The organism is Ornithinimicrobium carbonis (assembly GCF_977012275.1).
In genome coordinates this window covers 2,686,019-2,709,528 of record NZ_OZ348993.1, presented here as the reverse complement: position 1 = coordinate 2,709,528, position 23,510 = coordinate 2,686,019, and the positions used below count along the sequence as shown (strand labels likewise).

At 71.0% G+C, this 23,510-nt stretch carries 22 protein-coding genes; 7 read left to right on the top strand and 15 right to left on the bottom strand.

Annotated elements, in window-relative coordinates; translation table 11 throughout:
- The first annotated feature begins 3 nt into the window (after positions 1 to 3).
- Positions 4 to 456, top strand: coding sequence for a LysE family translocator (locus ACWHYA_RS12425; RefSeq protein WP_425943986.1), 453 nt, complete (start codon positions 4 to 6; stop codon positions 454 to 456).
- Positions 457 to 1,036: 580 nt separating this feature from the next.
- Here the strand turns inward: ACWHYA_RS12425 and ACWHYA_RS12420 are convergent.
- The gene (locus ACWHYA_RS12420; protein WP_425943747.1) at positions 1,037 to 2,335 is read right to left on the bottom strand and encodes an ISL3 family transposase; all 1,299 of its coding nucleotides are present in this window, start codon (positions 2,333 to 2,335) and stop codon (positions 1,037 to 1,039) included.
- A 760-nt stretch (positions 2,336 to 3,095) separates the two neighbouring features.
- Here ACWHYA_RS12420 and ACWHYA_RS12415 point away from each other — a divergent pair.
- Both ACWHYA_RS12415 and ACWHYA_RS12410 read left to right on the top strand, forming a co-directional pair.
- Positions 3,096 to 4,502: an IS1380 family transposase gene (locus ACWHYA_RS12415; RefSeq protein WP_425943745.1), complete on the top strand. Its 1,407-nt coding sequence runs from the start codon at positions 3,096 to 3,098 to the stop codon at positions 4,500 to 4,502.
- Positions 4,503 to 4,662: 160 nt separating this feature from the next.
- Positions 4,663 to 5,388 (top strand): HEAT repeat domain-containing protein, encoded by a 726-nt coding sequence (locus ACWHYA_RS12410; protein WP_425943743.1) that lies wholly within the window; start codon positions 4,663 to 4,665, stop codon positions 5,386 to 5,388.
- A gap of 356 nt (positions 5,389 to 5,744) precedes the next feature.
- On the opposite strand, the gene merA is transcribed toward ACWHYA_RS12410, so the two are convergent.
- Positions 5,745 to 7,196, bottom strand: coding sequence for a mercury(II) reductase (gene merA / locus ACWHYA_RS12405; protein WP_425942514.1), 1,452 nt, complete (start codon positions 7,194 to 7,196; stop codon positions 5,745 to 5,747).
- A 69-nt stretch (positions 7,197 to 7,265) separates the two neighbouring features.
- Here merA and ACWHYA_RS12400 point away from each other — a divergent pair, with 69 nt between their 5' ends.
- Complete coding sequence (locus tag ACWHYA_RS12400; RefSeq protein WP_122263854.1) at positions 7,266 to 7,655, top strand: heavy metal-responsive transcriptional regulator; 390 nt, start codon at positions 7,266 to 7,268, stop codon at positions 7,653 to 7,655.
- An 802-nt stretch (positions 7,656 to 8,457) separates the two neighbouring features.
- Here ACWHYA_RS12400 and ACWHYA_RS12395 read toward each other — a convergent pair.
- The 8 genes from ACWHYA_RS12395 to ACWHYA_RS12360 form a co-directional block, all read right to left on the bottom strand.
- A complete protein-coding gene (locus ACWHYA_RS12395; RefSeq protein WP_425943466.1) occupies positions 8,458 to 11,814 on the bottom strand; it encodes a LysM peptidoglycan-binding domain-containing protein in 3,357 nt (1,118 codons plus the stop codon).
- On the bottom strand, positions 11,811 to 12,257 hold the full coding sequence (locus ACWHYA_RS12390) for a pilus assembly protein (RefSeq protein ID WP_425943467.1): 447 nt from the start codon (positions 12,255 to 12,257) through the stop codon (positions 11,811 to 11,813). Before ACWHYA_RS12390 ends, ACWHYA_RS12395 begins: the two co-directional genes overlap by 4 nt.
- A 7-nt stretch (positions 12,258 to 12,264) precedes the next feature.
- On the bottom strand, positions 12,265 to 12,705 hold the full coding sequence (locus ACWHYA_RS12385) for a TadE/TadG family type IV pilus assembly protein (RefSeq protein WP_425943468.1): 441 nt from the start codon (positions 12,703 to 12,705) through the stop codon (positions 12,265 to 12,267).
- Positions 12,702 to 12,884, bottom strand: a complete 183-nt coding sequence (locus ACWHYA_RS12380; protein ID WP_425943469.1) for a hypothetical protein — start codon at positions 12,882 to 12,884, stop codon at positions 12,702 to 12,704. Before ACWHYA_RS12380 ends, ACWHYA_RS12385 begins: the two co-directional genes overlap by 4 nt.
- Positions 12,856 to 13,284 carry a hypothetical protein gene (locus tag ACWHYA_RS12375; RefSeq protein ID WP_425943470.1) on the bottom strand — a complete coding sequence of 143 codons (429 nt, stop codon included), beginning with the start codon at positions 13,282 to 13,284 and terminating at the stop codon, positions 12,856 to 12,858. The genes ACWHYA_RS12380 and ACWHYA_RS12375 overlap by 29 nt, the downstream gene beginning before the upstream one ends.
- 217 nt (positions 13,285 to 13,501) lie before the next feature.
- Entirely contained in the window at positions 13,502 to 13,903 is a 402-nt protein-coding gene (locus ACWHYA_RS12370) for a TadE/TadG family type IV pilus assembly protein (protein ID WP_425943471.1), read from the bottom strand.
- 80 nt (positions 13,904 to 13,983) lie between these two features.
- Entirely contained in the window at positions 13,984 to 14,184 is a 201-nt protein-coding gene (locus ACWHYA_RS12365) for a hypothetical protein (protein ID WP_425943472.1), read from the bottom strand.
- Between the two features lie 82 nt (positions 14,185 to 14,266).
- Entirely contained in the window at positions 14,267 to 15,187 is a 921-nt protein-coding gene (locus ACWHYA_RS12360) for a type II secretion system F family protein (protein WP_425943473.1), read from the bottom strand.
- A 194-nt stretch (positions 15,188 to 15,381) separates the two neighbouring features.
- Between ACWHYA_RS12360 and ACWHYA_RS12355 the strand changes: the two genes are divergently transcribed.
- From ACWHYA_RS12355 to ACWHYA_RS12345, 3 genes are read left to right on the top strand one after another with little or no spacing between them, the layout of a single operon-like run.
- Complete coding sequence (locus ACWHYA_RS12355) at positions 15,382 to 16,488, top strand: tyrosine-type recombinase/integrase (protein ID WP_431472932.1); 1,107 nt, start codon at positions 15,382 to 15,384, stop codon at positions 16,486 to 16,488.
- Between the two features lie 4 nt (positions 16,489 to 16,492).
- The gene (locus ACWHYA_RS12350; RefSeq protein ID WP_425943475.1) at positions 16,493 to 16,810 is read left to right on the top strand and encodes a helix-turn-helix domain-containing protein; all 318 of its coding nucleotides are present in this window, start codon (positions 16,493 to 16,495) and stop codon (positions 16,808 to 16,810) included.
- On the top strand, positions 16,807 to 18,591 hold the full coding sequence (locus ACWHYA_RS12345) for a hypothetical protein (protein ID WP_425943476.1): 1,785 nt from the start codon (positions 16,807 to 16,809) through the stop codon (positions 18,589 to 18,591). Before ACWHYA_RS12350 ends, ACWHYA_RS12345 begins: the two co-directional genes overlap by 4 nt.
- 5 nt (positions 18,592 to 18,596) lie before the next feature.
- On the opposite strand, the gene ACWHYA_RS12340 is transcribed toward ACWHYA_RS12345, so the two are convergent.
- From ACWHYA_RS12340 to ACWHYA_RS12320, 5 genes are all read right to left on the bottom strand, one after another.
- Positions 18,597 to 19,493, bottom strand: coding sequence for a type II secretion system F family protein (locus ACWHYA_RS12340; RefSeq protein ID WP_425943477.1), 897 nt, complete (start codon positions 19,491 to 19,493; stop codon positions 18,597 to 18,599).
- Positions 19,490 to 21,115 (bottom strand): CpaF family protein, encoded by a 1,626-nt coding sequence (locus ACWHYA_RS12335; RefSeq protein ID WP_425943478.1) that lies wholly within the window; start codon positions 21,113 to 21,115, stop codon positions 19,490 to 19,492. Before ACWHYA_RS12335 ends, ACWHYA_RS12340 begins: the two co-directional genes overlap by 4 nt.
- The gene (locus ACWHYA_RS12330) at positions 21,112 to 21,906 is read right to left on the bottom strand and encodes a hypothetical protein (RefSeq protein WP_425943479.1); all 795 of its coding nucleotides are present in this window, start codon (positions 21,904 to 21,906) and stop codon (positions 21,112 to 21,114) included. Before ACWHYA_RS12330 ends, ACWHYA_RS12335 begins: the two co-directional genes overlap by 4 nt.
- Position 21,907: 1 nt before the next feature.
- Positions 21,908 to 22,618, bottom strand: a complete 711-nt coding sequence (locus ACWHYA_RS12325; RefSeq protein WP_425943480.1) for an SAF domain-containing protein — start codon at positions 22,616 to 22,618, stop codon at positions 21,908 to 21,910.
- A 77-nt stretch (positions 22,619 to 22,695) separates the two neighbouring features.
- A complete protein-coding gene (locus ACWHYA_RS12320) occupies positions 22,696 to 23,388 on the bottom strand; it encodes a hypothetical protein (protein WP_425943481.1) in 693 nt (230 codons plus the stop codon).
- Positions 23,389 to 23,510 lie beyond the last annotated feature (122 nt).

Below are 23,510 nucleotides of genomic sequence, written 5' to 3'. Positions count from 1 at the left end.
GGGATCACCGTCGTACACCACTCCACTGGACTTGACCTGATCAAGATGCTGGGTGCTGCATACCTGATCTACCTCGGGGTTCTGGCGATCCGGCATCGTCGAGCAGGTACCGGTACCGACGGCGGGGACAGTCACCGAGCACTGACGTCCTGGACCCTCCTGCGGCAGGGGTTCATCGTCGGCGTGACCAATCCCAAGACCATCGTCTTCTTCGTCGCAGCCCTACCGCAGTTCGTGAACTTCCATGCCGGCGTCATCCCCGTGCAGATGATGGTTCTGGGCTTCGTCTTCGTCCTGATCGCGTTCGTTTGCGACGCTGTCTGGGCCGTGCTGGCCAGCAGTGCTGCCTCGTGGTTCGCCCGCTCTCCACGTCGTCTCGCCGCGGTGCGTGCGACCGGGGGCGGCATGATGATCGGCCTGGGTGGCAACTTCGCGCTCACCGGCAACAAGGGCTGAGCACCTCCTTCAATTCCGGGCCCACACAGGAGCGCGACGGGTCGCACCGCACCCAGCGATCAGCGGCAGAAGCGGATGCTGGTCCTGAAGAGGAGCAGGCCGGGTGGTTGCCCAACCAGCGGCACGGTGCCACGCTGGCTGCTATGGAAATCGCGGCAAGGACTTGCCCCTCCTGCGGGGTCGACGCCCATCCCGTGACGGCAACCGGCGTCGGGAGGCTGGATCAGCCCGGCGTCACGCTGCGCATGCCGTACCAGTGCCGCCGCGGCCACCGCTTTATTGCGAAGATCGAGACGCGAGAGTTTGAGCCGTCGCCGCCGGCGAGCTGATCCGCTGGCCGACTGCGGGTGTTCGACTGCAGAGGTCGCGACCTGCGGCAGAAGCGGATGTCTGCCTCTAGCGGCGCTGCACTCTATCGACTACCGCTGCGAGACGAGGCAGGTGGTCACGCCACCCGGCTGGAACGGGCCACAGCAGCACAACGATCAGCATTGCGAAGGGCAGAACTAGCATCTCCGGTACCCCCAGGAACAGGAAGAGGATCCCGCAGAAAATCGGGCTCTCCTGACACATGTGTGGGTCAGTTCCGGCCTGGGAGCGCGGGGCGGTGACCGCCGAGGTTGAGCAGTGCGAGGGCGATCAGGGCCTCGGCGGAGTGGAACCCGAACGCTATGCGGGTGATCAGGCGCACCTTGGTGTTGGTGGACTCGACGAGTCCGTTTGACAGGTCGTGCTCGATCGCTGCCAGGATCCGGTCGCGGTGCTTGACGATGCTCTTCTGCAGCTTCACGAATGCGGGGATGCGGCACCGGCGGGCCCAGCTGATCCACCGGTCCAGGGCCTCGACGGCCTCGTCGTAGGGCAGCTGGAACACCACCCGTAGGCCCTCCTTGAGCAGGTAGGCGCGGTGCAGCCTCGGGTCGGTGGCAGCGACCCAGGCGAGTTTGGCCTGCTGGTTCTCGGTGAGGTTCTCCGGGTTCTTCCACAACGCGTACCGGGCACCCTTGAGCGCCTTGGCCCGCTCGCTGCCTGGTCGTGGTGGGGCGTCAGCGCCAGGACGGCCAGGACCGCGCCTGGGCTCCTTCCGGGCCAGCGCACGGGCGTCGTTCCACGCTTCGCGGCGGACCTCATCCAGCGCGTCGGTGGCCCACTTCACGATGTGGAACGGATCGGCCACCCGCACCGCCTGAGGACACCGCCGGACGACGATGGTGTCGATGAAGTCCGCCCCGTCAGCCGAGACGTGGGTGATCTGGGCGCTGCGCTCGGGGCCGAGGAGGTCGAAGAACTCGCCCACCGTGGCGCTCGTGCGTCCCGGCGCGGCCCAGACGAGGCGGCGTGCGTCATGGTCGACGACCACCATCAGGTACTTGTGGCCCTTCTTGTAGCTGATCTCGTCGATCCCGATCCGCCGTAGCCCGGCGAACCGGTCGTGGCTGGCCTCGACGTCGGCCCAGACCCGGGTGATGATCGACCCGACGGTGCGCCAGCCGATGCGCATCAGCTCGGTCACGGTGGACTTCGAGGACTGGGTCGCCAGCCACGCCACCTGATCGTCGAAGGCGTAGGTGTGGCCCGCGTCGTGGCGCGCCCACGGCACCGAGGCGACCACCACCCCATGAGCGCGGCACCGCACCCGTGGCGTGTGGGCCTCCAGCTCGGCCCGGATGGTGCCCAGATCCAGTGCGCGCCAGCGCCGCCGCCCCGGGCCGGCGTCATACCGTGGGCTGCGCCGTCGACACTTCACGCACCGGCCCCGCTGCCGGGCGGTGGGTCGCACGTGCGCCACCAGCACCTCGGCGTCCTCGTCGAACTCGACCCGCTCCAGCACCGTCTTCTCGACCCCGAGCAGACTGCGCCATAGGCTGACATCACGCACGCCGTTCTCCTGACCACTGGCTTCTGTTCCTTGACAGCTCAGAAACCTAGGCAGGGAACGGCGTGCGCCCTACTCAGCCGCGCTCAAACACCCACAGATGTGTCAGGAGGGCCGAAAATCGAGCCGGCAAACATGATCAGGGTCCGATACCAGCGCTCGACAGGTCGCCAAGGGTGGCGCGACGGGTACCTGTCCATGCTGCAAGGTTAGGCGCTGACTGCGACGCCGATGAGCGGAGGAGTGCTCGCGGCTTCCACCGTGCCTGTCGGCCGTCCTCCTGGCGGCATGAGCGTGCCCGTCGCCCTTCGCTTGGTTTGGCTGTCCGGCTCCAGGATCTGGTGCGTTCAGTCGACGTCTTCAGCGTCCTTTTCCCTCGGCGGTCTCCAAGCAACCCATTCGCGGAGGATGCGGCGAAGCGGAGTAGAGGCCACAGACCGACCAGTGATGGATACACGGAGAGGCACTAGCAACCGTAGGGCTCAACGATCCCAGTGTCCGGCTGGCGCTCCGAACCGTGCTTGAGTTGCGGCAGGTGCCTGTCGTAAAGCTCTGCTCCTGGATACCCGCAAGTCATTCCTGGGCGGCGCAGAGGCTGGTGCTACCAGCGGGTTGACCCTCACGCACGGTGAGGCCTTAGCCTGGATCCACCGATCGGGTGAGCCGGTGAAGCGGCGTGGGAAAGCGAGAAATGCCCTTCTGACCTGGGAAGATACGACTTGTCTAGAGCACGTATCACCCAAACCGGAAGGGCATCTCGTAGATGCAACTCTCTCACACCCTCCCCGTGGTCTCCGCGACGTTCGATGACCCCAACCTCGTGTCTGCCGCCGGGCTTGTCCCGCTGATGACGCTGGCCGAAGAAGCCGGCCTGCACGCCCTGGGCGATGAGCACCTGAGCCTGCCGACCGACAAGGGCGCCAACGCCGGCGCCAAGCTGGCCGCCCTGGTGGCGGGTATGGCCGCCGGCGCGGACAGCATCGAGGATATGGGGCTCTTGCGCCACGGCGCGATGGGCAAGCTGTTCGAACGGCCCTATGCCCCCTCCACGCTCGGTTCGTTCCTGCGCACGTTCACCTTCGGCCACGTCCGCCAGGGCGACGCGGTCGCCTCCCGCTTCACCCTCGCCCTGGCCGGGCGCACCGGGCTGCTGGGCCGGGCCGGCGACACCGGGACGGTGCTGCTCGACCTGGACGACACCATCGTGGAGGTCCACGGCTACGCCAAGCAGGGCGCCGGGTTCGGCTACAGCGGGGTCCGAGGGTTGAACGCGCTGCTGGCGACCGTGTCCACCGAGCAGACCGCCCCGGTCATCGCCGCCCAACGCCTGCGCAAGGGTTCCGTGGGTTCCTCCCGTGGCGCGGCCCGGTTGGCCACCGATGCCCTGGCGCTGGTCCGGCGCAGCCACCTGGCCGGGCGACCGGTGCTCCTGCGCGCCGATTCCGCGTTCTACTCCGCCGCCCTGGTGGGCGCCGCCGACAGGGCCGGTGCACAGGTCTCGATCACCGTGCGGCTGGACCCGGCGGTCAAGCGCGCCATCGCCGCGATCGCCGAGGACGCGTGGACCACGATCAGGTACACCGACGCGATCTACGACCAGGCCACCGGCAGGTGGGTCTCGCGGGCCGAGGTCGCCGAGATCGACTACACCGCGTTCACCTCGGCCAAGAAGTCCGAGCAGGTCACTGGCCGGCTGGTGGTGCGCCGCGTCCCGGACCTGAACCCCAGGGCCAAGGACGGGCAGGAGTCGATGTTCGACACCTGGCGCTTCCACGCGTTCTTCACCACCACGCCCGCCACCGAGCGGGACACCGTGGCCGCCGACCAGGTCCACCGGGGCCACGCGGTCATCGAGAACGTCCACGCCGACCTGAAAGCCTCGGCCCTGGCGCACCTGCCCTCGGGCAAGTTCGCTGCCAACGCCGCCTGGCTCATCGCCGCGGTCATGGCGTTCAACCTCACCCGCGCCGCGGCCACCCTGACCGGCAGCACCCGCCTGGCGCGGGCGACGACGCCCACGATCCGCCGCAAGCTGGTCAACCTGCCAGCCCGGGTCGCCTCCTCCGCCCGCCGCCTCCACCTGCACCTACCCCGAGACTGGCCCTGGGAGCACGCCTGGACCGTCCTCTACGACGCGCTCCGCCCCGGCCGGGCCGCAGCACCCGCCTGACCCCAGCCCCCGTCCCTACCAGCAGGAACCCAGTGGAAAAGCCGGGCAGACCGGCAGTTCACGCGCGCCCTCACGACCCTCGCCCCGTCAAAGACCTGACCCCGTCCTACAGCGGCCCATCCACCTGCCCATCGGTGGATCGAGGCTTAGCGTCGGCCACGTGAACCAGCCCCGTAAGCCTTTAGCCGACAACCCTTCGGCCGCACTCGCCGCCCTGGTCCACCCGGACAAGGACATGCGTCAACACGCAGCTGTCGCATTAGGTCAGCGAGCCGAGCCGCATCTGGCACCTCGCATTGCCGAGCTGCTGTGGCAAGAACCTGACTATTTCGTTCGGGAAACCTTGACCTGGGTCCTGACCCGGACCCCTGAGGCAGCCGCAGACGCAGCTTCGTCGGCGCTTTCCGTCGGCGATGTCAACACCCGCCTGCAGGCACTACACCTTCTCAGTAAGCTCGCCGACCCCAACACTGTTCCCGTGGTGGCGCGGTTCATCGACGATGCCGACCCTCTTGTCGCGGACAAGGCCCGGTGGGCACTTGCCCGGATCGCGGACCCCTCGGTCATTCCGCTCCTGGTTGACCGGCTCGGCGACACGGACCAGACGGCGCGCGATGCGATGACCACGGCGCTGTCCCAGTTCGGAGCGCCAGCTGTGCCGACCATCTGCACGGCCCTGACCACGGCGAATGATCCGAGCGCGCGCGCTCATGCAGCCGACGTACTGTGCTTCATCGGGGCACCGGGCGCACATGAGGCTGCTCCCGCCCTAGCCGACGCGTTGCACGACGACCACCCCGATGTCCGGCTGGCCGCCACGCTAGCCCTCCGCGAGCTGGTCGACTACCCCCCCGGCGCGCAAGGCGCTCCTAGAAGTCAGCCATAACAGTGACGACTCCCGGGTCCGAACAGTCGCTCGGCTAAGCCTGTAACTTCCCGCTTGTCCGTGGTGCCGGCCGTGAGGCCTCGTCGCAAGGACTGCCGGGCGACGGACATCTGCGACGCTGACGTTTCGCCGTCCAATGAAGCGTCGAATCTCGTGACACCATGCGGCACAGCGTCGCCACCTCGAAGCGGCAGATGGGGACGTTTGAGAGGTCTCCCAGTGAGTGCATAGTTATGCAGTCAGAGGTCTCTGTCGAGATGGCCTGCGGCGGTTCGACTGAGGGTCGGTTCGGCCAGCACGTCTGGCCGCGCGTCTGTCTGACGATGTGTCCGCAAGGGGATCCCTATACGCGGGTTTCATGCCGCGCAGCAGGAGAGTTTGGTGATGTCGGTGGTGAAGGCCTGGGCGGTGAGCTTGAGGCCTTCGGCCATGGTCAGGTAGGGGCTCCAGAGGTTGGCGACCTGGTCGGTGGTCATGCCGGCGTCGAGGATGTAGACGCCGGCGGCGGCGAGGTCGCCGGCGTCCTGGGCGAGGGCGGTGATGCCGATGATGCGTCCGGTGTCGGCGTCGGTGACCATCTTGATGAGCCCGCGGGTGTCGCGGTTGACGATCGCGCGTGGGACGTGCGCGAGGGACAGGACGCGGCTGTCGTAGCGGATCCCGGTGGCGGAGGCCTGCTGGCCGGTCATCCCGACGGTGGCCAGGGCGGGGCTGGTGAACACGACCCGGGGCAGGTGGCGGTAGTCGACCTCACGGCCGGCGCCGGTGAGGGCGTTGTCGGCGACGATGGTGCCGTGGGCCGCGGCGACGTACACAAACTGCGGGTGGGCGGTGACGTCACCGGCAGCCCAGATGCGCGTGTTTGTGGTTCGCAGGTGATTGTCGACGACCACCGCGCCGTGGTCGCCGGTGCGCACGTCGACGGTGTCGAGGCCGAGGGTGCCGATGACCGGGCGGCGCCCGGTGGCGACGAGAACCTCAGCGCCCCGGAGCTCCTGTGAGCCGCCGCCGGCGGTGGTGGCGGTGACCGCGACCTCGCCGGCGGCCTGGTCGCGGCGGACCGCGGTGGGCACCGCCCCGCGGATGATCTGGATGCCTTCGTCGGCGAAGATCTCCTGCAGGGCGGTGGCGGCCTCGGGTTCTTCGTGGGACGCCAGGCGGGAGCGGACCAGCATGGTGACCCGGGCGCCGAGCCGGGCGAAGAGCTGGGCCTGCTCCATGGCGACATAGCCGCCGCCGATGACCAGCAGCGATTCTGGGACGTGGTCCAGCTCCATCGCGGTGGTCGAGGTCAGGTAACCGGCCTCCTGGAGACCGGGGACCGGCGGCACCCAGGGCGTGGAGCCGGTGGCAATGAGGTAGCGCGCGGCGCGGACCCTCTTCACCGTGCCGCCCGGGCCGGTGACGCGCAGCGCCGGCTCGGTCGGCGTGCCGACGAACGTGGCCTCCCCGGGCAGGAGGTCCCATCCGTACTCGGTAGCCAGGTCCACGTACTTCTCGCCGCGCAGCGATCCGACGAGCTCATCCTTACCGGCGACCAGGGCGGGCATCTCCACCGGCCCGACGCCGGGGACCGGCAGGCCGGGGAACCGGGCGGTGTCGAGTGTGACGTGGCGGGCCTCGGCGGCCGCGAGCAGGGCCTTGGAGGGCACACACCCGGTGTTCACGCAGGTACCACCGACGGTGCCCCGCTCGATCATCACCACCCGCTTGCCCAGGCTGGTGGCGCGGATCGCGGCCGCGAACGCCGCCCCACCGGACCCGATCACCGCCAGGTCATACGACCCGCCCTTTGCCGTTGCCGTCATGAGCTCCTCCTTCATCGCCCTCAGGATCGACCTTCCAGGGCACTGGAAGGTCAAGGCAGAATGAGTGGCATGCGGATCGGTGAGGTGGCCCAGGCGTCAGGCACGACAACCAAGACCCTGCGGTACTACGAGGAATTCGGGCTGCTGCCCGCCGCGGACCGGACCCCGGCGGGGTACCGGGACTACGGGCTCGACGTGCTCGACCGGCTCGACTTCATCGGCCGGGGGCAAGCCGCCGGGCTGACCCTGGCGCAGATCGGCCAGGTGCTGGACATCCGCGACCGGGGGCAGGCCCCCTGCCAGCACGTCACCGACCTGCTCGACACCCGCCTCGAGGTGATCGACCGGCAGCTCGCCGAGCTCGCGCAGCTCCGCGCCAAGATCGCCGACCTGCGCGAGGACGCCGCCGCCGGCGACCCGGCCACCTGCTCCCCCGAAGACGTCTGCCGCTACCTGTAACCCCCGAGGGTCACGGGCCCGTGGCACCATCGCGACATGGTCGATGACACCCAGCAGCGATGCTCGTGCTGCGGCCGCCTGCGGCCACGCAGGTCGCTCCACGCACTCGGTAGCGAACCGGCCTACATCTGCCGAAGGTGCGGGCTCTGGGTCGCCCTTCGCATCTCCCGCGACTGAACGACACCGCCCGCAACGCGAAGACGCCGCCAGCCGGGCGGGCGGGGGTCAGTAGCGCGGCGCGTCGCCGGGTCCCTGACGAGCTAGAGCTCGGCCTCTCTACGGCACCTTGGCGCTGTCAAGCTGGCGATGCAGCAAGCTGGCGAACCCCAGATACTCCAGCGCCGCCGTTCCGATTAAGGAACCTTGAACGGGAATGATGCAGGTCAGCGAGTGCATCCCTGTTCGGGTGTCCGATAAGACCCGCCCGAGAAAAAGCCCGGTCAAGGGGTGCTGAGTGGGACACGGCCGAGGAGGTCCAGACCGGGGTGCGAGGTGACCGCCGGGCGTGTACGCGTCCTGTCGGCCGCCAACGGTTCGCTCTGTGACCGACGCTCCACCAACGGTATAGACATCCCCATGAGTGCATGGGTATGCCATCCAACAAGAGCGCGCACATCGGCGGTACAGCGATGTATCGCACCTTGGCGTGTGGGGAACACCGACATATCCAGGATGAGTGCGCGCTCGTCGGCGGACTCGCGACGTCACGAGCATCGGGGCCCTGACATGTCACTGCCGTTGAGACGCCGCCCCGCGCACGTTGTCGTCACTGAGGTGGGTTCCCCCCCCGGGTAGACACTCGTCAGACGGCTTCCTTGCGGTCCTCCAGCCAGGCGTGGCGGTCGAGGATCCGTTGGGTGCGTTCGGGCAGGTCGGCCGGTGGGAGGTCGGGGTCGTCGGTGCGGTTGCAGATGTCGGTCTGCAGCAGGCGGACCGCTTCGGCCGTGTTGCCCTCCCGTGCGGTGACGACGGCCAGGTCGAGCGTGGGGATCTCCTCGTTCGGGGCGGCGAGGAAGGCGATCTCCGCTGCTGCGCGAGCCCCGGCCAGGTCGCCGGTCTGCAGGTCATGGGTGGCGACGATGTGGGCGACGTCGACCACGGCGCAGGTCATGTGGTGGTCGAGGCGGTCCCCTTCGAACAGCCAGGCCCAGCCTCCGCGGCGAAGCTGGTCGAAGGGGCGTCCTTGGACCAGGCGCAGCGCAGCTTTGAGGTCCTGAATGCCTTCGGTGCCGCCGCGGGCGGTGGCGCGGGTGCGGAGCCGGCGGAAGAGGTCGACGTCGACCAGCAGGCCGAGCACCTGGTAGACGTTCACGCCACGTTCGCGGCTGGCGGGGGTGTCCTGGGCGTGCGGGATGTGCAGCTCGCCGGTGGCCGGGTCGGTGCCGAGCCAGTCCCGGCAGCGGCCGATGTAGTCGCGGGTCTTGGTCTCGGTGATCCCGAACGCCTCTGCCGTCTGTGCGGTGGTGACCCCTCCTGGGTGCAGCGCCAGGTAGGCCAGCAGCTCGGTCAGGTACGCCTTGCGCTCGGCCAACGGTTTGCCCCACGTCTTGGCCTTGACCGGGCCCAGCAGGGTGAGCCGGGGGACGCGGGCGGCCGGGTCCCACCACGCGGCCAGGTCGGCATCCAGGGTGGGGTCAGCTTCGACCACCTGTCGGGCGACGTCGGGCTCCACCCGGGGGGCCAGCGTCGAGAGGTCTTCTGCGGTGGTGGCCGCCTCCTGCTCGTAGAGCTCGTCGTCCTGTGGCAGGAGCGTCGCCAGGTCCTGGTCGACGGTCGCGTCCCGCCCGGCGGTGTGCTCGGACCGGATAGCACCGGCCTGGTCGGCCCAGCCCCGCCAGTCCTCCTGGTGCTCGTCGCTGTCGAGGGTGGCTGCCGGCATCGGCACGTCCGGTTCGGTGTCGGCGTGGGCCAGCAGCGCCGCGCACCCGGCCGCCTCGTCGGCGGTCAGGCCCACACCGAGCAGGTCCAGGCCTGCGGCGGGGATACGGACCCGCCCGTCGGCGGTGGCTTCGATGTGCATCGCGGTATCGGTAGGGGCACCGCTGCGGACGACCAGGCAGGCGCCCGTGCTCCCGGCGTGCTGGGCCAGCAGCTGGCGCAGCTGGTCGGTGGCCGCAGGCGCCGCACCGTCGGTGGCGAGCAGGACCAGCCGGGCCGGCCAGGTGTCCTCACCGTCCTGGCGCACCCGGGCGGTGGGCACGCCCTGCTCCCCCACCCGGTCGATCACCCCGACGACCTCGGCGAGGAGGTCCTCGAGCGCGCCGGCGTCCGCGACGCGCACCCGGGCCGGGTTCATCGGGGCCACCTCGGAGGCGATACCGACGCAGTCGAGCCTCACACCGGCCGACCACGGGTTCACCGCGACCTCCGCAGCCAGGTAGCGGGTCAGGTCGTCCACGTACTCGGCCTGCCCGGTCAGGGCCACCTCCAGGTCCTCCAGGTTCAGCATCCACGCCGACCCGTCGTCCCCGGCCCCGATGGAGACCAGCAGCGGGAACGGTGCAGGAGCATCCTCACTCCAGGGCCCGATCTGTTCCACCGGTGTGCCGGCGGGCAGGAACCAGTGCTGCCCGTCCCCGGTGTCCTGCCACGGGGCGTCCAGGTCGGCCGGTTGCCACAGGTGCAGCCACAGGCCGTCACCGGCCAGCTGCACGGCCGCCACGGCCGGGACGGGGGCCCCGGTCGCGGCGCACGTCCCACCGAGGCGGCGCAGGGCCTGGTCCACCTGTTCCAGGGTGGGAGCCGCAGACCGGCCGCGGGTCTGGATCGTCTTCTCCACGGGGATCAGGACCGGGTCCGGCGGGGCGAGGGCACGCCCTGGGCGGCGGGTCCGGAACCGGGACCGGCGGCGCAAGGTCAGCGCGAGGAACAGCGCACCTCCCAGCAGGGCCCCGGACCCGACGATGCCCTCCAGCAACCACGCCGCAGGGGTGTCCTCCTCACCGTCTCCGGCAGCGTCCCTTCCGTCCAGGGCAACGTCCCCATCCGCACCCCTGCCGTTCCCGGCAGCGTCCCCTCCGACGCCGCGACCGGCGTCTCCACCGGTGTCGGGTCCGGCCTGCGCGGCGCTGTCGACGATGGAGGTGGCGCCCGCGGCGGCACCCAGGGTGATGCCCGACCGGGCGGACGCGCCACCTGCCGGGCTCGCCTCGGCGGGCTGCTCCGGCTCGCCTGCGTCGGGGGTGTCTGGCTGCGCCCCCAGTGCGGTGCCGACGTCCGCGGCAGTCCGCGCATCCGCGGTGGTCGGCGCCGGCCGTTCCTGGTCCTGGCCCCCGGCCGAGTCGGGCAGGCCCAGGCGCCAGCCGGGATAGATCAGGTCGGGGTCGCTCAGGCGTCGCCCGTCCGGCTGGACGGTGCCGGTGGAGGCCTCGTAGATCTCTGGCCACCGGTCGGCCTGCCCCAGGTGCTCGGCAGCCAGGCCGCTGAGGGTGTCACCGGTCTGCACCACCACCTCCTGGTCCTGGCCGGCCTGCTCGCCGGTGCCGGTCCCGGCCTCGGTCGCCGGGAGGTGCAGCACCATGCCGGGGGTGACCCAGTCGGCACCACCGGCCAGGCGCTCGGGGTTGAGGTCGACGATGCGGTGGTAGTCGTGCCCGGACCCCAGGTGCTGGGCAGCGATGGACCACAGGGTGTCCCCAGGGCGCACCACGTAGGAGTGCGTGGGCTCCTGCTCGGTGGTGGCTGCAGGGACCGGGGTGACCGGGGCGGGGGCCGTGTGTGCCTCGGTTGTCACCGGGGCAGAGGCCGTCACCGCCGGCGCACTGACCGGGGCGGGTGCCGCCGTGGCCGCCGGAACGGTTCCGCCGGGGGCGGCGATGAACAGGGCCAGCGCGGCCACGACCAGGGGTCGCATGCCGGACTGGGGCAGGGACAGGGCAGGCAGCTTCGGAGGCCGGACGCCGCGCAGCGCCGAGACGGCCTCGACGAGGATGCTGAGGGTCAGTGCGGCCCAGACCACCCAGCCGAGCAGCTTGGCCCCGGTCAGGGCCAGGGTGCCGTCGTCAGGGGTCAGCAGGGCGGCGCGGACCTGCTCCAGGCTGGGGAGGGTCTGCGGCAGCGGGTTCCCGCCCAGGGCCAGCAGCAGGGCAGGCAGGCCCACCAGGATGCCGGCCAGGACGACCAGTGCGCCCAGGCCGAGAAGGCGTCGACGGACTCTCATTGCTCCACTCCTCCCACGGACCGGGTGATCCGTGCCTGCGCCGTGCCGGTGGCACTCAGGCTGGGCACGCCGATGATCGACAGGAACTTGGTCGGGTAGACCGAGGTGACGTCGACGCTGATGCTGGCCGGGCCGGTCACGGACGCCGAACCGGTGACTCCGGCGCTGGCCAGGTACGCCTGCGCGGCCGCCGCTGCCTGGCCGGGGTCGGCCACCGCCCCCAGGCCGCGGACCCCGGTGGGCGTCTGCAGCTGCTGGCCCCCGACGCGGGCGGCCTCACGGGCGGTGGCGCGGGCCTCCTGCATGGCGTGCAGGTGCCCGGAGACGTCCACCGCCAGCCCGACCATGATCAGGAACGAGGCCGCGAGAACGATGACGAACACCCCCACCGACCCGCGCTCGGTACGCTCCCGCAGGGACTTGCTCACCGTGCCCGTGGTCATCGCGGTCTTACCCCTGCCTCGAGCGGTAGGTGTCGATCGGGGAGGACATGGTGGCCTCCAGGGTGCGGTTGCCGGGGATGCCGGGGAACGCCAGGTCGGACATGTCGACCTGGCACGACACGGTCGCGGTGACCAGCCCGGGTGTGCCGGGGTCCTGCGCGAAGGCGCTGGTGTCCACCGACACCGACCGGGTGACGCAGCGCACGTCCTGGTTGGCCAACGACGCCGACGCTGCCCCGGTCGCAGAACCGGACGCCTCCCCGGCCGACCGGGCGATCGAGGCGGCCCGGGCCGCCTCGGCGGCCGCGGCCTGGACGGACTGCTGGGCCAGGGCGTACCGGCCGGCGAAGAGCACCGCCAGGACGAAGAACAGCAGGACCGGCCCCAGGATCACCATCTCCACCGACACCGATCCGCGGTCGAACCCGGCCCGGCGCGTCCGGATCACGTCCCTAACCCCATCAGTTCCGGCACAGCAGTGAGCTCCACCGCCTGATGAGCGATCGCGAGCTGGAGCCGGCCAACGACCGTCAGCAAGGCCACGTAGAGCATGACGGCGGGAATGCCGATCGCAGCCACCACGGCTTCTGTACTCTGCTCACGGGCGGTGCGGTTCCGCACGCTCATCACATCCACCCTCTTCCCGGGTGCTTGCGCGCAGGGCCGCTTCGCGCCGGGTGTGCTCCCACCGCTCGACGTCCTCAGGGGTGCCTTCCCACGTGGGCGCCATCTTGTTCCAGGCTTCCACGATCCTCTCCCACCGCTCGAAGTTCTCACGTCCCGGATCGTGGGGATTCCATGTGGGCTCCATCTCGACCACCCACGCGTCCCGAAGTCGGACTGCGCGCTCTTCGGCGACGAGGTCATAGGAACCACGCCCGTGGCGGCGGTCCCACCACCAACGGCGCAGCCACCACCGCAGCTCCGCGGACACGCCGGTCTGGTGAGCAGTCATGCACAGCCCGAAGAGGGCCAGGCAGAAGACCAGACCAAACACGATGTACCCGAAGACGTCCCAATCGCTCATCACTCGGATCCTCCCGGGACTGGTCTCCTCGACACGGTGGCGAGGTGTGTGGGCATCCCGTTCATGCCCCTGAGACCGGTCGTTCCGCCACCGACCTGCGCCCTGCTGCGACCGTCACTCCTGCTCACCGTGCCCGCGTGCGGTCGACCCCGGACAACGCCGCGGAGGCCCGGGCAGCTGCCAGTTGGCGAACCCAGGCTCGGTCGCATACCCACCCTCACCGTCCACCCCCGAAGTGCCCGGCGTACAAGCCTTCCGAGATCCCGAACCCACGAGAGGTTCCGGTGATCCTCTCGGTCGGGAAGCTGGCCGACTGGGCCACCGACGGGTTCAGGAAAGGGACCAGGCTCTGCGCCTGCCCGGTGACGGTCACGGTCGCGGTCGTGGCCGACCGTGACCCGGTGACGGCTGGGTTGATCACGACGCCGCTGCCGGCGTCGGCGATGAACGAGGTGGCTGCGGAGATCCCGGCGCCGGCCGAGGAGCTCTCGGCGGCGGCGACACGGGCCCCCTCGGTGGCCGCGCCCAGGGCGACCGCGCGGGCGTGGAACCACAGTCCGCCCTGCACCATGCCGAACAGCAGCAGGAAGACCAGCGGCAGTAGGACGACGACCTCCACCGAGCTCGAACCACGGTCCCGGGGCGTGGCACGCAGAACACGCGCCGCCCCCCGGGGCCAAGGTGCGAGCCTGGGGGTCATCAGCTCAGGCCACCCAGCTTGCCGGTGGCCCAGGCGGTCAGCAGGCCGACGATGACGGTGGCCAGGGCGAACAGGCCCAGGGCGATGACGACGGTCTCCACCGAGATCGATCCCCGCTCACCGCGGGCGATGATCTCCTGTCGCAGCCGCTGCGGGTAGGTCGCGACCTGGGCGCTGTAGTGATACGTGGACTTCTTCATGGGTTCTCCCCTTCATTGGTGGTGTGGATGGTTGAGATCGGGGTGGTCGTGATGGCTGGGATGCGCGGTGGGCTCGTGTCGGTCAGCTCCCCACCATGCGCAGGAGCTGGGGGGTGATGAGGATGAGCAGGAAGATCATCCCGAGCAGGGTCATCGGCAGGGTCATGCGTTCGCTGACCTCGTTGGCGCGGGTCGTCTGGGCGGACAGGATCGCTGACCGCATGCTGGCTGCCCGGGCCTTCAGCTGGGGGTAGACCCGTCCGCCGTCCTCCCCGGACAGGCGCATGATGTCGGCGAGCTCGTGCAGGTCGGGCATGTCGATCTCGTTGCCCAGGTGCCGCAGCGCGTCCCAGGGGGTGATCCCCGACCAGCGGGTGCGGGCCAGCTCCTCCCGCATCCGGCGGAACACCCAGGAGTCCCCGACCGCGGCCGCGGCCTCCATCGACTGCCGCGGGCCGGATCCGGAGGTCATCTCCAGGGCGACCAGGTCGACGAACGCGCCCAGGGAGCGGGCGAACTCGACCCGGGCGTCGCGGGCGTCGCTGGCCACGTTGTAGGTCGGGACGAACCACAGCACCACGGTCAGCACGAGGGTGGCCAGGACCGGGACGTACACCGGGATGGAGAAGGAGAACATGGCCGCGGCGGACAGGAGGGGGCCGGCGACCAGGCCGATGAAGGCGTAGAGGATCTTCTCGCCGTAGAACCGCGCCGGGGTCATCCCCAGCACGGCCAGGTCGGCCGGTGCCACCTTGCCCCACAGGTTGGCCGGCAGGTGCCGGGCACCCCAGGCACCGAGCACGTCGCGGATGTCGTCGCTGCCCTTGACTCGCGGTTGGGTGAGCGCCCGGGCGGCGTTCTGGGCCTCCCGGGCACCGGCCGGGGAGAGCCGGGCCAGCGCCTGCCCCAGGTCGGGATGGGACGGGACCAGCTGGAACAGCACCAGGGCCAGCCCGGCGCCGACGAGCCCGCCGGCGGCCAGCAGCAGCTGCAGGACGGTCATGCCGCACGCTCCCGCACGGAGGTTGTTTCAGTTCCATCCAGTTCGTTGCAGGGCTGTTTGTCCTGACAGCACTGTGACCTGCGTCTTCCGGGACCAGCAGGGACCATGCCGGACAGTGAGCACCTATCACGATTCGTGAAGGAGGTGCTAGGTTGCTGACAGAGATTCCTGCTTCGTGAAGCGGTGGTGGTGTGATGTCCCTTGCTGTGGTCCGGTCGGTGGACTCCGCCCGCAGTCGGCGTGAGGGCGTGGACGTCGAGGAGTTCGAGCAGGAGCTGATCGATCAGTACTCCCTGGCGCTGGGCGCGGTGGGCATCAACGACAAGACCGCGGCGGCCGACCGGTCGGTGATCTTCGAGTTCGCGCACTTCCTCGGGCGCCCGTTGTGGACCGCGCAGGCCGAGGACGCGGACAGGTACCTGCGGACGGCCCGGCGCGAACGCGAACTGGCCCGGTCCACGGTCGCGGGCAAGGCGGCGGCGCTGGCGAAGTTCTACGACTTCCTGCTGCGTCGCTACCAGGGCGACATCCATGCGTTGTTCGACGTGGTCATCACCCAGCCGATGGATGAGTTCAACCGGCCACGGTCGGTCGCTGCCGCGACCGCGGCCCGCATCCCACCACGTCCTGAGGAGGTCGACGCCCTCTTCGACGGTTGGCGTCAGTCGCTGCCGGGAGCCCGTAAGTACCTGCCCGCGGCACGGGACTACCTGGCGGCGTCGCTGTGGCGACGGGTCGGGCTGCGGATCAACGAGACCGTGATGCTCGACGTCGGGGACTGGCACCCCGAGCTTGGGACCCGGGGCAAGCTGCACGTGCGCCACGGCAAGGGCAGCCGCGGTCGGGGCGCGAAGGTCCGCATCGTGCCCGCCATCGACGAGGTGGACGCGTTGCTGGAGTGGTGGCTGACCGACGTGCGCCACCAGTTCGGCGACGACTACGACTCCCCCGACGCGCCGCTGCTGCCCAGCGAACGGCGCGACGCCATGACCGGGCACTGCACCCGCATCGGGACCGACGCGCTGCGCACCGGCCTCGGTCAGGCGGTCGGCGTCTGGCTGCCCGGCTGGTCCGGCAGGCTCACCCCGCACGTGCTGCGGCACTACTGCGCCTCCCACCTCTACGAGCAGGGCCTGACGCTCAAAGCGATCCAGGAGCTGCTGGGGCACAGCTGGCTGTCGACGACCACGCAGTACGTGCACGTGCACTCCACCCACATCGAGACCTGCTGGGCCGCCGCGAACGAGCGGGCCCTGCAACGCCTGGGAGCAGCAGGTCCGGGCACCCCTGAGGAGGTATGAGGCGATGCGTTGGAACATGCGGATGAAGGCCGCCGAGGCCGGGATCTGGAAGTCGACCGAGCTGCGCCGCAGGCTGGCCGAGGCAGGCCTGGAGATCAGCGCCGGGAAGATGTCGGGCCTGTGGGCCGGCACACCGACGACCATCCGCTTGGATGACCTGGACGTGATCTGCTTCGTGCTCGGGTGCACACCCACCGACCTGCTGATCTGCGAGCCTGAGGCCGTGGCCGCCCGCCGGCCCGCTGAACAGGCGACCGCGTCCTCGCCTCGTCCCAGACGTCCGGTGACGACAGGGCGCACCCGGAGCACGCCGCCGGCGTGAACGCGCCCCGGATGTGCCAGGGCTGCGCGCAACGGCCCGAGGCATACCAGGCCCGTGGCTGGTGCTACCAGTGCAAACCAGGGACCAAGGGCCGGCCCCTGCCGTGCCGTCGCTGCGGGACGAGCGGGGACTACTGGGCCGCCGGGCTGTGCCGCCGCTGCCACCGGCTCGCACCCCAGCTCCCAGAGGCCTGCCGCGACTGCCTGGCCTGGGGTGCGACCCGGACCCTGCGCTGGCTGTGCGCCGCCTGCGTCAGCTGGCGCCACCGCCACCCCGGCACCGGTGAGTGCATCAGCTGCCACCGTGACCTGACCCTCAACGAGCACCAGGCGTGCCGGCTGTGCTGGACCCAGACCCACGACCAGGCCCGGGCCGGGCTGCCTCGCGACGTGCTCGCCGCCAGCCGCGCCGGCCAGCAGCTGTCCTTCGCGAACATGGGCGATCCCCGCAACGGCTACCGGCCCCGGCCCCGGCGCGACTACCGGCGCCCCACCGACCAGGTACGCCCACCAGCCCCGGTGTCCGAACGCGAGGAACCCCTCGCACCTGAGGACCTGCCCGCCCCGGGCCCGGACCAGCTGGACCTGTTCGAGCGCGACCCCGTCACCGAGTCCGCGCGGCGCTTCGGGTTCGGTGACCCGCCCAGCAACCGGTTCGCCGCGCAGCTCGACCACCACGCCCTCGACCACGCCGCACGCCACGGCTGGTCCTCCCGTCAGACCCGCCGCACCCGGATCACGCTGCGGGTCTTGCAGGCCCGACACCGCATCCAGGCGCCCCCCGTCAGCGCCAGCCAGCTGCTCGAGCTGAGGGCCTACGGCCTGCCCACCAGGCTCGCGCTGACCATGCTGGCCGACCACGGGCTCCTGCTGCAGGACCGTCCCCCACCCCTGCACGCCTGGTTCGCCCGTCAGCTGGCGGGACTGCCCGAGCCCATGGCCAGCGAGCTGAGGACCTGGTTCGACGTCCTGCACCGCGGCAGCACCACGCCGCCGCGCAGCCGGCCCCGCCACGACGTCACCATCAGGACCAGGACGCAGTGGGCGATGCCGACCCTGCGCGCCTGGGCCGCCGCCGGACACCGCTCGCTGCGCGAGATCACCCGCGAGGACGTCCTGGCCGTGCTGCCCGCCGAAGGCTCCGCCCGGGTCAAGCTCGGCGTCGCGCTGCGCTCGATCTTCACCACGCTCAAAGGACACCGGGTGCTGTTCCTCAACCCGATGGCACGCATGCGGATCGGCAACCTCGAACGGCGCGTCCCGATGCCGATCGACACCGAACCCATCCGAGCCGTGTTCGACTCCCCCGACCCGGCCACGGCCGCGATCACCGGCCTCATCGCCGTCCACGGCCTGAGACCCCGAGAGGTCTGCGCCCTGCTCCTGGTCGACATCCTCGACAGCCGCGTCATGCTGCCCGACCGGACCATCCTGCTCGCACCCGCGACCCAGGCCCGGCTCACGGCCTGGCTCACCTACCGGCACCACCGCTGGCCAGGCAGCATCAACCCGCACTTCCTGATCCACACCAAGTCGGCGACCACCCTGGAACAGGTCCGCGTCCCCTGGCTCACAGCCAAGCTCGGCATGTCCGCCAGCTCCCTGCGCCGCGACCGGATCCTGGCCGAGGTCCACGCCGGCGGCGACGCGCGTCGCCTCTGCGACTTCTTCGGCGTCACCATCTCCACCGCCGAGCACTACGCCAGCACCCTCAACCACCCCGACCTCGACGACTCGCCCACCGACGCACCCGCCAGTTCGTCGAACCGCAGCCCCCGCTGAGCACCTCACGACCACCCCACCCCCCAGTTCCCGCCAGAACGGCCTTCGGTTTTCTCGAACTGACGGGGATCGCCGATGAAGCGCGGCATGGCCTTGCCGCGGGCCATCGTGCGCAGCCAGATCAGCATCCCGACGTACATGGCCAGGAAGGATCCGAGCAGCACCTGCCCGATGGGGGTCCCGTAGGGGGCGATGTAGTTCCCGGACAGGGACAGGAAGACCAGCACCGACAGCGTGATGCCGGTGATCAGGCGCGCGTTGGACCGTGGCTTGGCCCGGTCGGACTCGATCTCGCGCCGGGCTCGCACGTCCTCACCCACGGACTGCGCGAGCGCACCCAGCACGGTGGCCAGGCCGCCGCCTCGGCGGCGGGCCCCCAGGGCCAGGTTGGCGGCGATCAGGTCCCCGGTCGGGTCGTCCAGGTCGTCGGCGAAGGCCCGCAGCGCGTCCTCGGTGGCCCACCGGGCCCGCAGCCGGCCTGCCAGGCGGGTCACCTCCGGTTTGATCGGCTCCGGGGTGGAACGCAGGGACCGCAGCAGCGCCTGCTCCAGCCCGACCCCTGCCCCCAGGGTGCCGGCCACGGTGCGCACCCACTCCTCCATCGCTTCCAGGCGTTGCACCTCCCGCTGCGCGGGGGGCGCGGCCAGCAGCACCGGGATCCCGGCCAGGGCCAGCGGGGCGACGGCCAGGGCGATCACCCATCCGGTCAGCACCGCCACCAGAGCGCCGGTGCCCAGACCGACGCCTGCCAGCATCCGGGTCCGCGGGCTCAGCCGGGCACGCCGGGTGCTGGCCCGCCGTGGCCGGGCCGGGGGGACCGGCCGGGCCGCCAGCCCGGCTCCCAGAGCGAGCAGGCCACCGGCGACCAGGGCGCCGGCGACAGCGACGAGCAGGGTGCTCATGCCCCGGTCCCTTCCTGCTCCTGGGCGAACGCAGCAAGGTCGAAGCCGAACCGGGCCAGGTCCCGGTAGTCGTCGGGCAGGACGTGCGGACGGGCGACCGTGGACCCGGGGTCGGCCCTGAACACGTGCGTGACCGCGTACCCGGTCTGCTCCTCCCCCAGCGCGACGGCGATGATCTCGGAGACGAACCTGGACACCTGCGCCGTGCCGTCGTCGGCCGGCTGAGTCTCCTTGGTGACGTGGACGACGACGTCGACACCGGAGGCGACCGCCCGCAGGGCGAAGTCGTGGGTCGCGTGCTGCCCGGACTCCATGACGCAGGTCACCAGCTTCTCCACCGCCCCGACCGCGTGGGCCGCGTGCGTGGTGGAGATGGACCCCGACCCCGACTGCATGGCCTTGAGCATCGCCGCGGCCTCCGGGCCGCGGACCTCACCGACGATCTGCCGGTTCAGGTTCATCCGGAAGCTGCCGTGCAGCGCCTGGTCCAGCGTGTACTCCCCCGCCCGCGACCCGTCCGGGCCGACCTCACCCGACCCGGGCCGGGCCTCCCACGCGAACACGTACGGGTGCCGCTCGGGCATCTGGTGCAGGTGCAGCTCGTGCTCGGTCTCGAAAGTGCCGATGACCTCATACCGGGGGATCTCGTTGCACAACGCCCGCACCATCGTCGTCTTGCCCGCACCCTGAGCACCGGAGACCACCACCGACCGGCCCGAGCGGACCACCGCGGCCAGGAACGACGCAGCGACCGAAGTCAACGCGCCCAGGTCGACCAGGTCCTGCAGGGACACCTGGGTCAACCGGTGACGGCGGATCACCACCTGCGGCCGCGGCGTCACCCACGCCTGCGCCGCCAGCCGGGCACCACCGTCCAGGCGCAGGTGCAGCTCGGGGTGGGACGCGGAGAACGGACGGGCGTTCACCTCCGAACGGGAGGCCACGAAGGACAGGAAGTCCACCAACTCCTGGTCGGAGTCAGCCACCGGCGCCGCCATGACCTGCCGGCCCCCGGTGAGCTCCACGGTGACCTGGTCGTGGCCGAAGATCATGATGTTCTCCACCTGCGGGTCATCGACCAGCGGCTGCAACCGGCCCAGACCGAACACCGCATCGAACACCGCCCGAGACAGGGCGTTCTGAACGTCGGCGTCCCAGGCGGCCTCCCCGGCCCGGAGCCGCTCGGTGGCCTCCTGACCCAGCAGCTCGGTGATGATCGCCCGTCCCCGCTCCTGCTGGGCGCCCCGGTCCTCCTCTCCCGTGGGGGTCCCTTCCTGGGACAGGCGGTCCGCGGTCTGCTGCCGCAGGCTGGCCACCAGCTCCCAGTCCAGGGTGTCCTGGGACCAGCCGTGCCGGCCCGCCCGGCCCGCGTCCCTGGTCTGCAGGAGCACGACGTTGTCGCCCCGACCCTGCTCCGGGTGGGAGGCAGCACCAAGTGCCGAGGGGTGGCTGGACTGCTCGCCCGTGCCCTGGGTCAGGGTGAATCCCCCGCGTCGACGGCCACGGGACGACCCAGGGGTGGTGGCGCTTTCCGTGGTGGGCGGGGTGGTGAACAGTGGCAGCCCGGTCGGGTCGCAGCTGGCTGTCCCCTCGGGCTGGACGGCGTAGTTCTCGATGCTCATGCCCGCACCTCGTCCAGGTCGTGGGTGGTGCTCGCGATCCGCTTTCGCGCGGCGTCGTCGAGGTGCCGCAGGCTGGCCACGAGCTTGCTCGAGCCCAGCCGGCGCACCTGGGCGCCGGCGGAGAACGCGGCAGCGGCCTTGGGGTCCCAGGCCAGCGACGTCAGGACCGGGGACCGGCCGCCGCACACCGGGGCCAGGACCTTGCCGACCTCGGCCTCGCTGTAGGGCCGACCGGGGCCGACGATCACCACGCCCAGCGAGGACGCGCCACCGACCTCCTCGAGCTCGGTGTGCAGGGTGGCCAGCCACGACCGCAGGGCCGACAGCGACACCAGGTCGGACCGGCAGACCACCAGGGCCAGGTCCGCCCCGTGCAGCAACGGCGTGGGCGACCCGGCCAGCCCCAGACGCCCCATGTCGACGAGAACGTCCTGCCCCGTGCCCTCCAACGCCTTCAACGCGGCCAGCAACGGCTCCCACAGGCCGACCAGCCCCCGCGCCTGGGCATGCGAGCGGGTACCCGGCAGAAGCCCGACCTGGGAGTCGGGCAGGGACATGGTCAGCGCCGGCAGCGCCGCCCGCAGCCGGCCCTGCTGCTGGGCCGTCCAGGCCTCCAGCAGCGCGTCCGGGGGCACCATCTGCCCGCGCAGGTACCCGGCCAGCATGGACGCACCGCCGGTGGGGTCGGCGTCCACCAGCACGGTGGGCCGTCCCCGGGACAGCGCCCACCCCAGGGCGGTCGTGGTCACCCCCGGAGAGCCGGAGGCCGAGGTCAGCGTGATGACCGCCATCTCAGTCGCCCTCGCGGCTGTCCAGCACCAACGCGGCCCGCCCCGCCGAGGCCCACTGCGCGATCTTCGCCGCGTCCTGCTCCGGGACCAGGACCGAGACCACCGTCTGCGGCGACTCCAGCGAGGCGGTCACGCCGACCACCTCGGCCCCGAACACGGTGTCGGCGGACTCGAACGCCGCCGGGTCCCCGGCCTGGCCGGGGGTGGCCACCACCCGCACCCGGTCCCCCACCTGTAACGGTTCCCCAGGCATCAATCCGGATGTCAGCGCCAGACCCACCACGGACTCACCGTCGCCGGGGACGACCTGCTCGGCGGCCGCGTCGGGGGTCAGCAGCGCACCGGCGGACAGGTCGCGGGCGGCGCGCTGGCCGACGAAGGAGTCCAGGTCGCCGGCCGGCACCAGCGCCAGGGCCGGGTCCGGGGTCACCTGGACCGTCATCAGGTCCGCCGCGGTGATCGTCTCCCCCCGCATCACCGTCTCGCGCACCGCCACCGCACTCGTGGCATCGGTGTTGGACAGGTAGACCCATACCGCCAGCAGGGCGCCCATCACCACCAGGCCCAGACCCGCCAGAGCCAGCAGCGGCCGGCGGCGCAGCTTCGGCGGTGCCGCCACCGCGGTCGTCCCCGTCGTGCGTGGCGGGGTACCGGGCGGGATCGAGCCGCCGGTGCCGCCCTGACCGTCGGCCTGGTCGAACTTTTTCGCCATGTGCGTCTCTCCCCGATCTTGCTGGTCGGGCGCGGTGCTTGCGCTGTCCCGCGGCCGAACCGGTGACGTTTCCTGCGCTACTGGCTCAGCACCTGGGCCTCCCCCATCACGATCTGCCCCTCCTGGACCAGGTCCATCTCGATGGTTCCCGACCGGCCCAGCCCGGCCCAGCTGATGACCCAGTACGAGGTCGCCGAGACCCTGTAGTGCCCCTGCTCGGTGTACCGGTGGCCGCAGTCCGGGCTGTCCATGTCACCGAACCGGTCCTCGTACGGGGTACCCGGGGTCGTGCAGACCACCGTCGTCCCATCCCCCATGTCCCACACGATCCGCTCCACTTCAGCTGTCGCCGTCACCGACCACGGCCCGCTCGTCGCGGTCCTGGTGATCGGCCCCCACGTCGACCCGCCCAGGTCCTGCACCCACATCCACGTCGGCAACCCCACCAGCCCGACCCGCCCCGGCCCCTGCTCGGGCACGATCCCGATCTGGATCGCCCTCAGGTTCATCGACTCCACCGCCGCCCGGGCCAGCTCCTCCGGGTCCGGAGGCGCCCCCCACGGCGGGGACGGTGCCCACCGAGGGATCGTGTCCGCAGGGAACGGGTCGGTCAGGGTCACCCCCCGGGAGCACCAGAAGATCGCCCCATCGGTCCGTCCGCTCCACGCCGGATCGCTCCACGGCGGCTGCGGGTCGGCGTACTTCGTCCAGCACGCCCAGTCATACGACCAGTACCAGTCGTGCACGACGCACGGGACCACACGATCCACCAGCGGGTCAGCACACACCGGCTCCTCACCACCACTGCCATCACCAGGATCCCCAGGGACGCCTCTCGGCGGGGCCGGGTAGTCCGGCGGCGGCGGCGGAACGTAGATGAGGCACTGGCCCG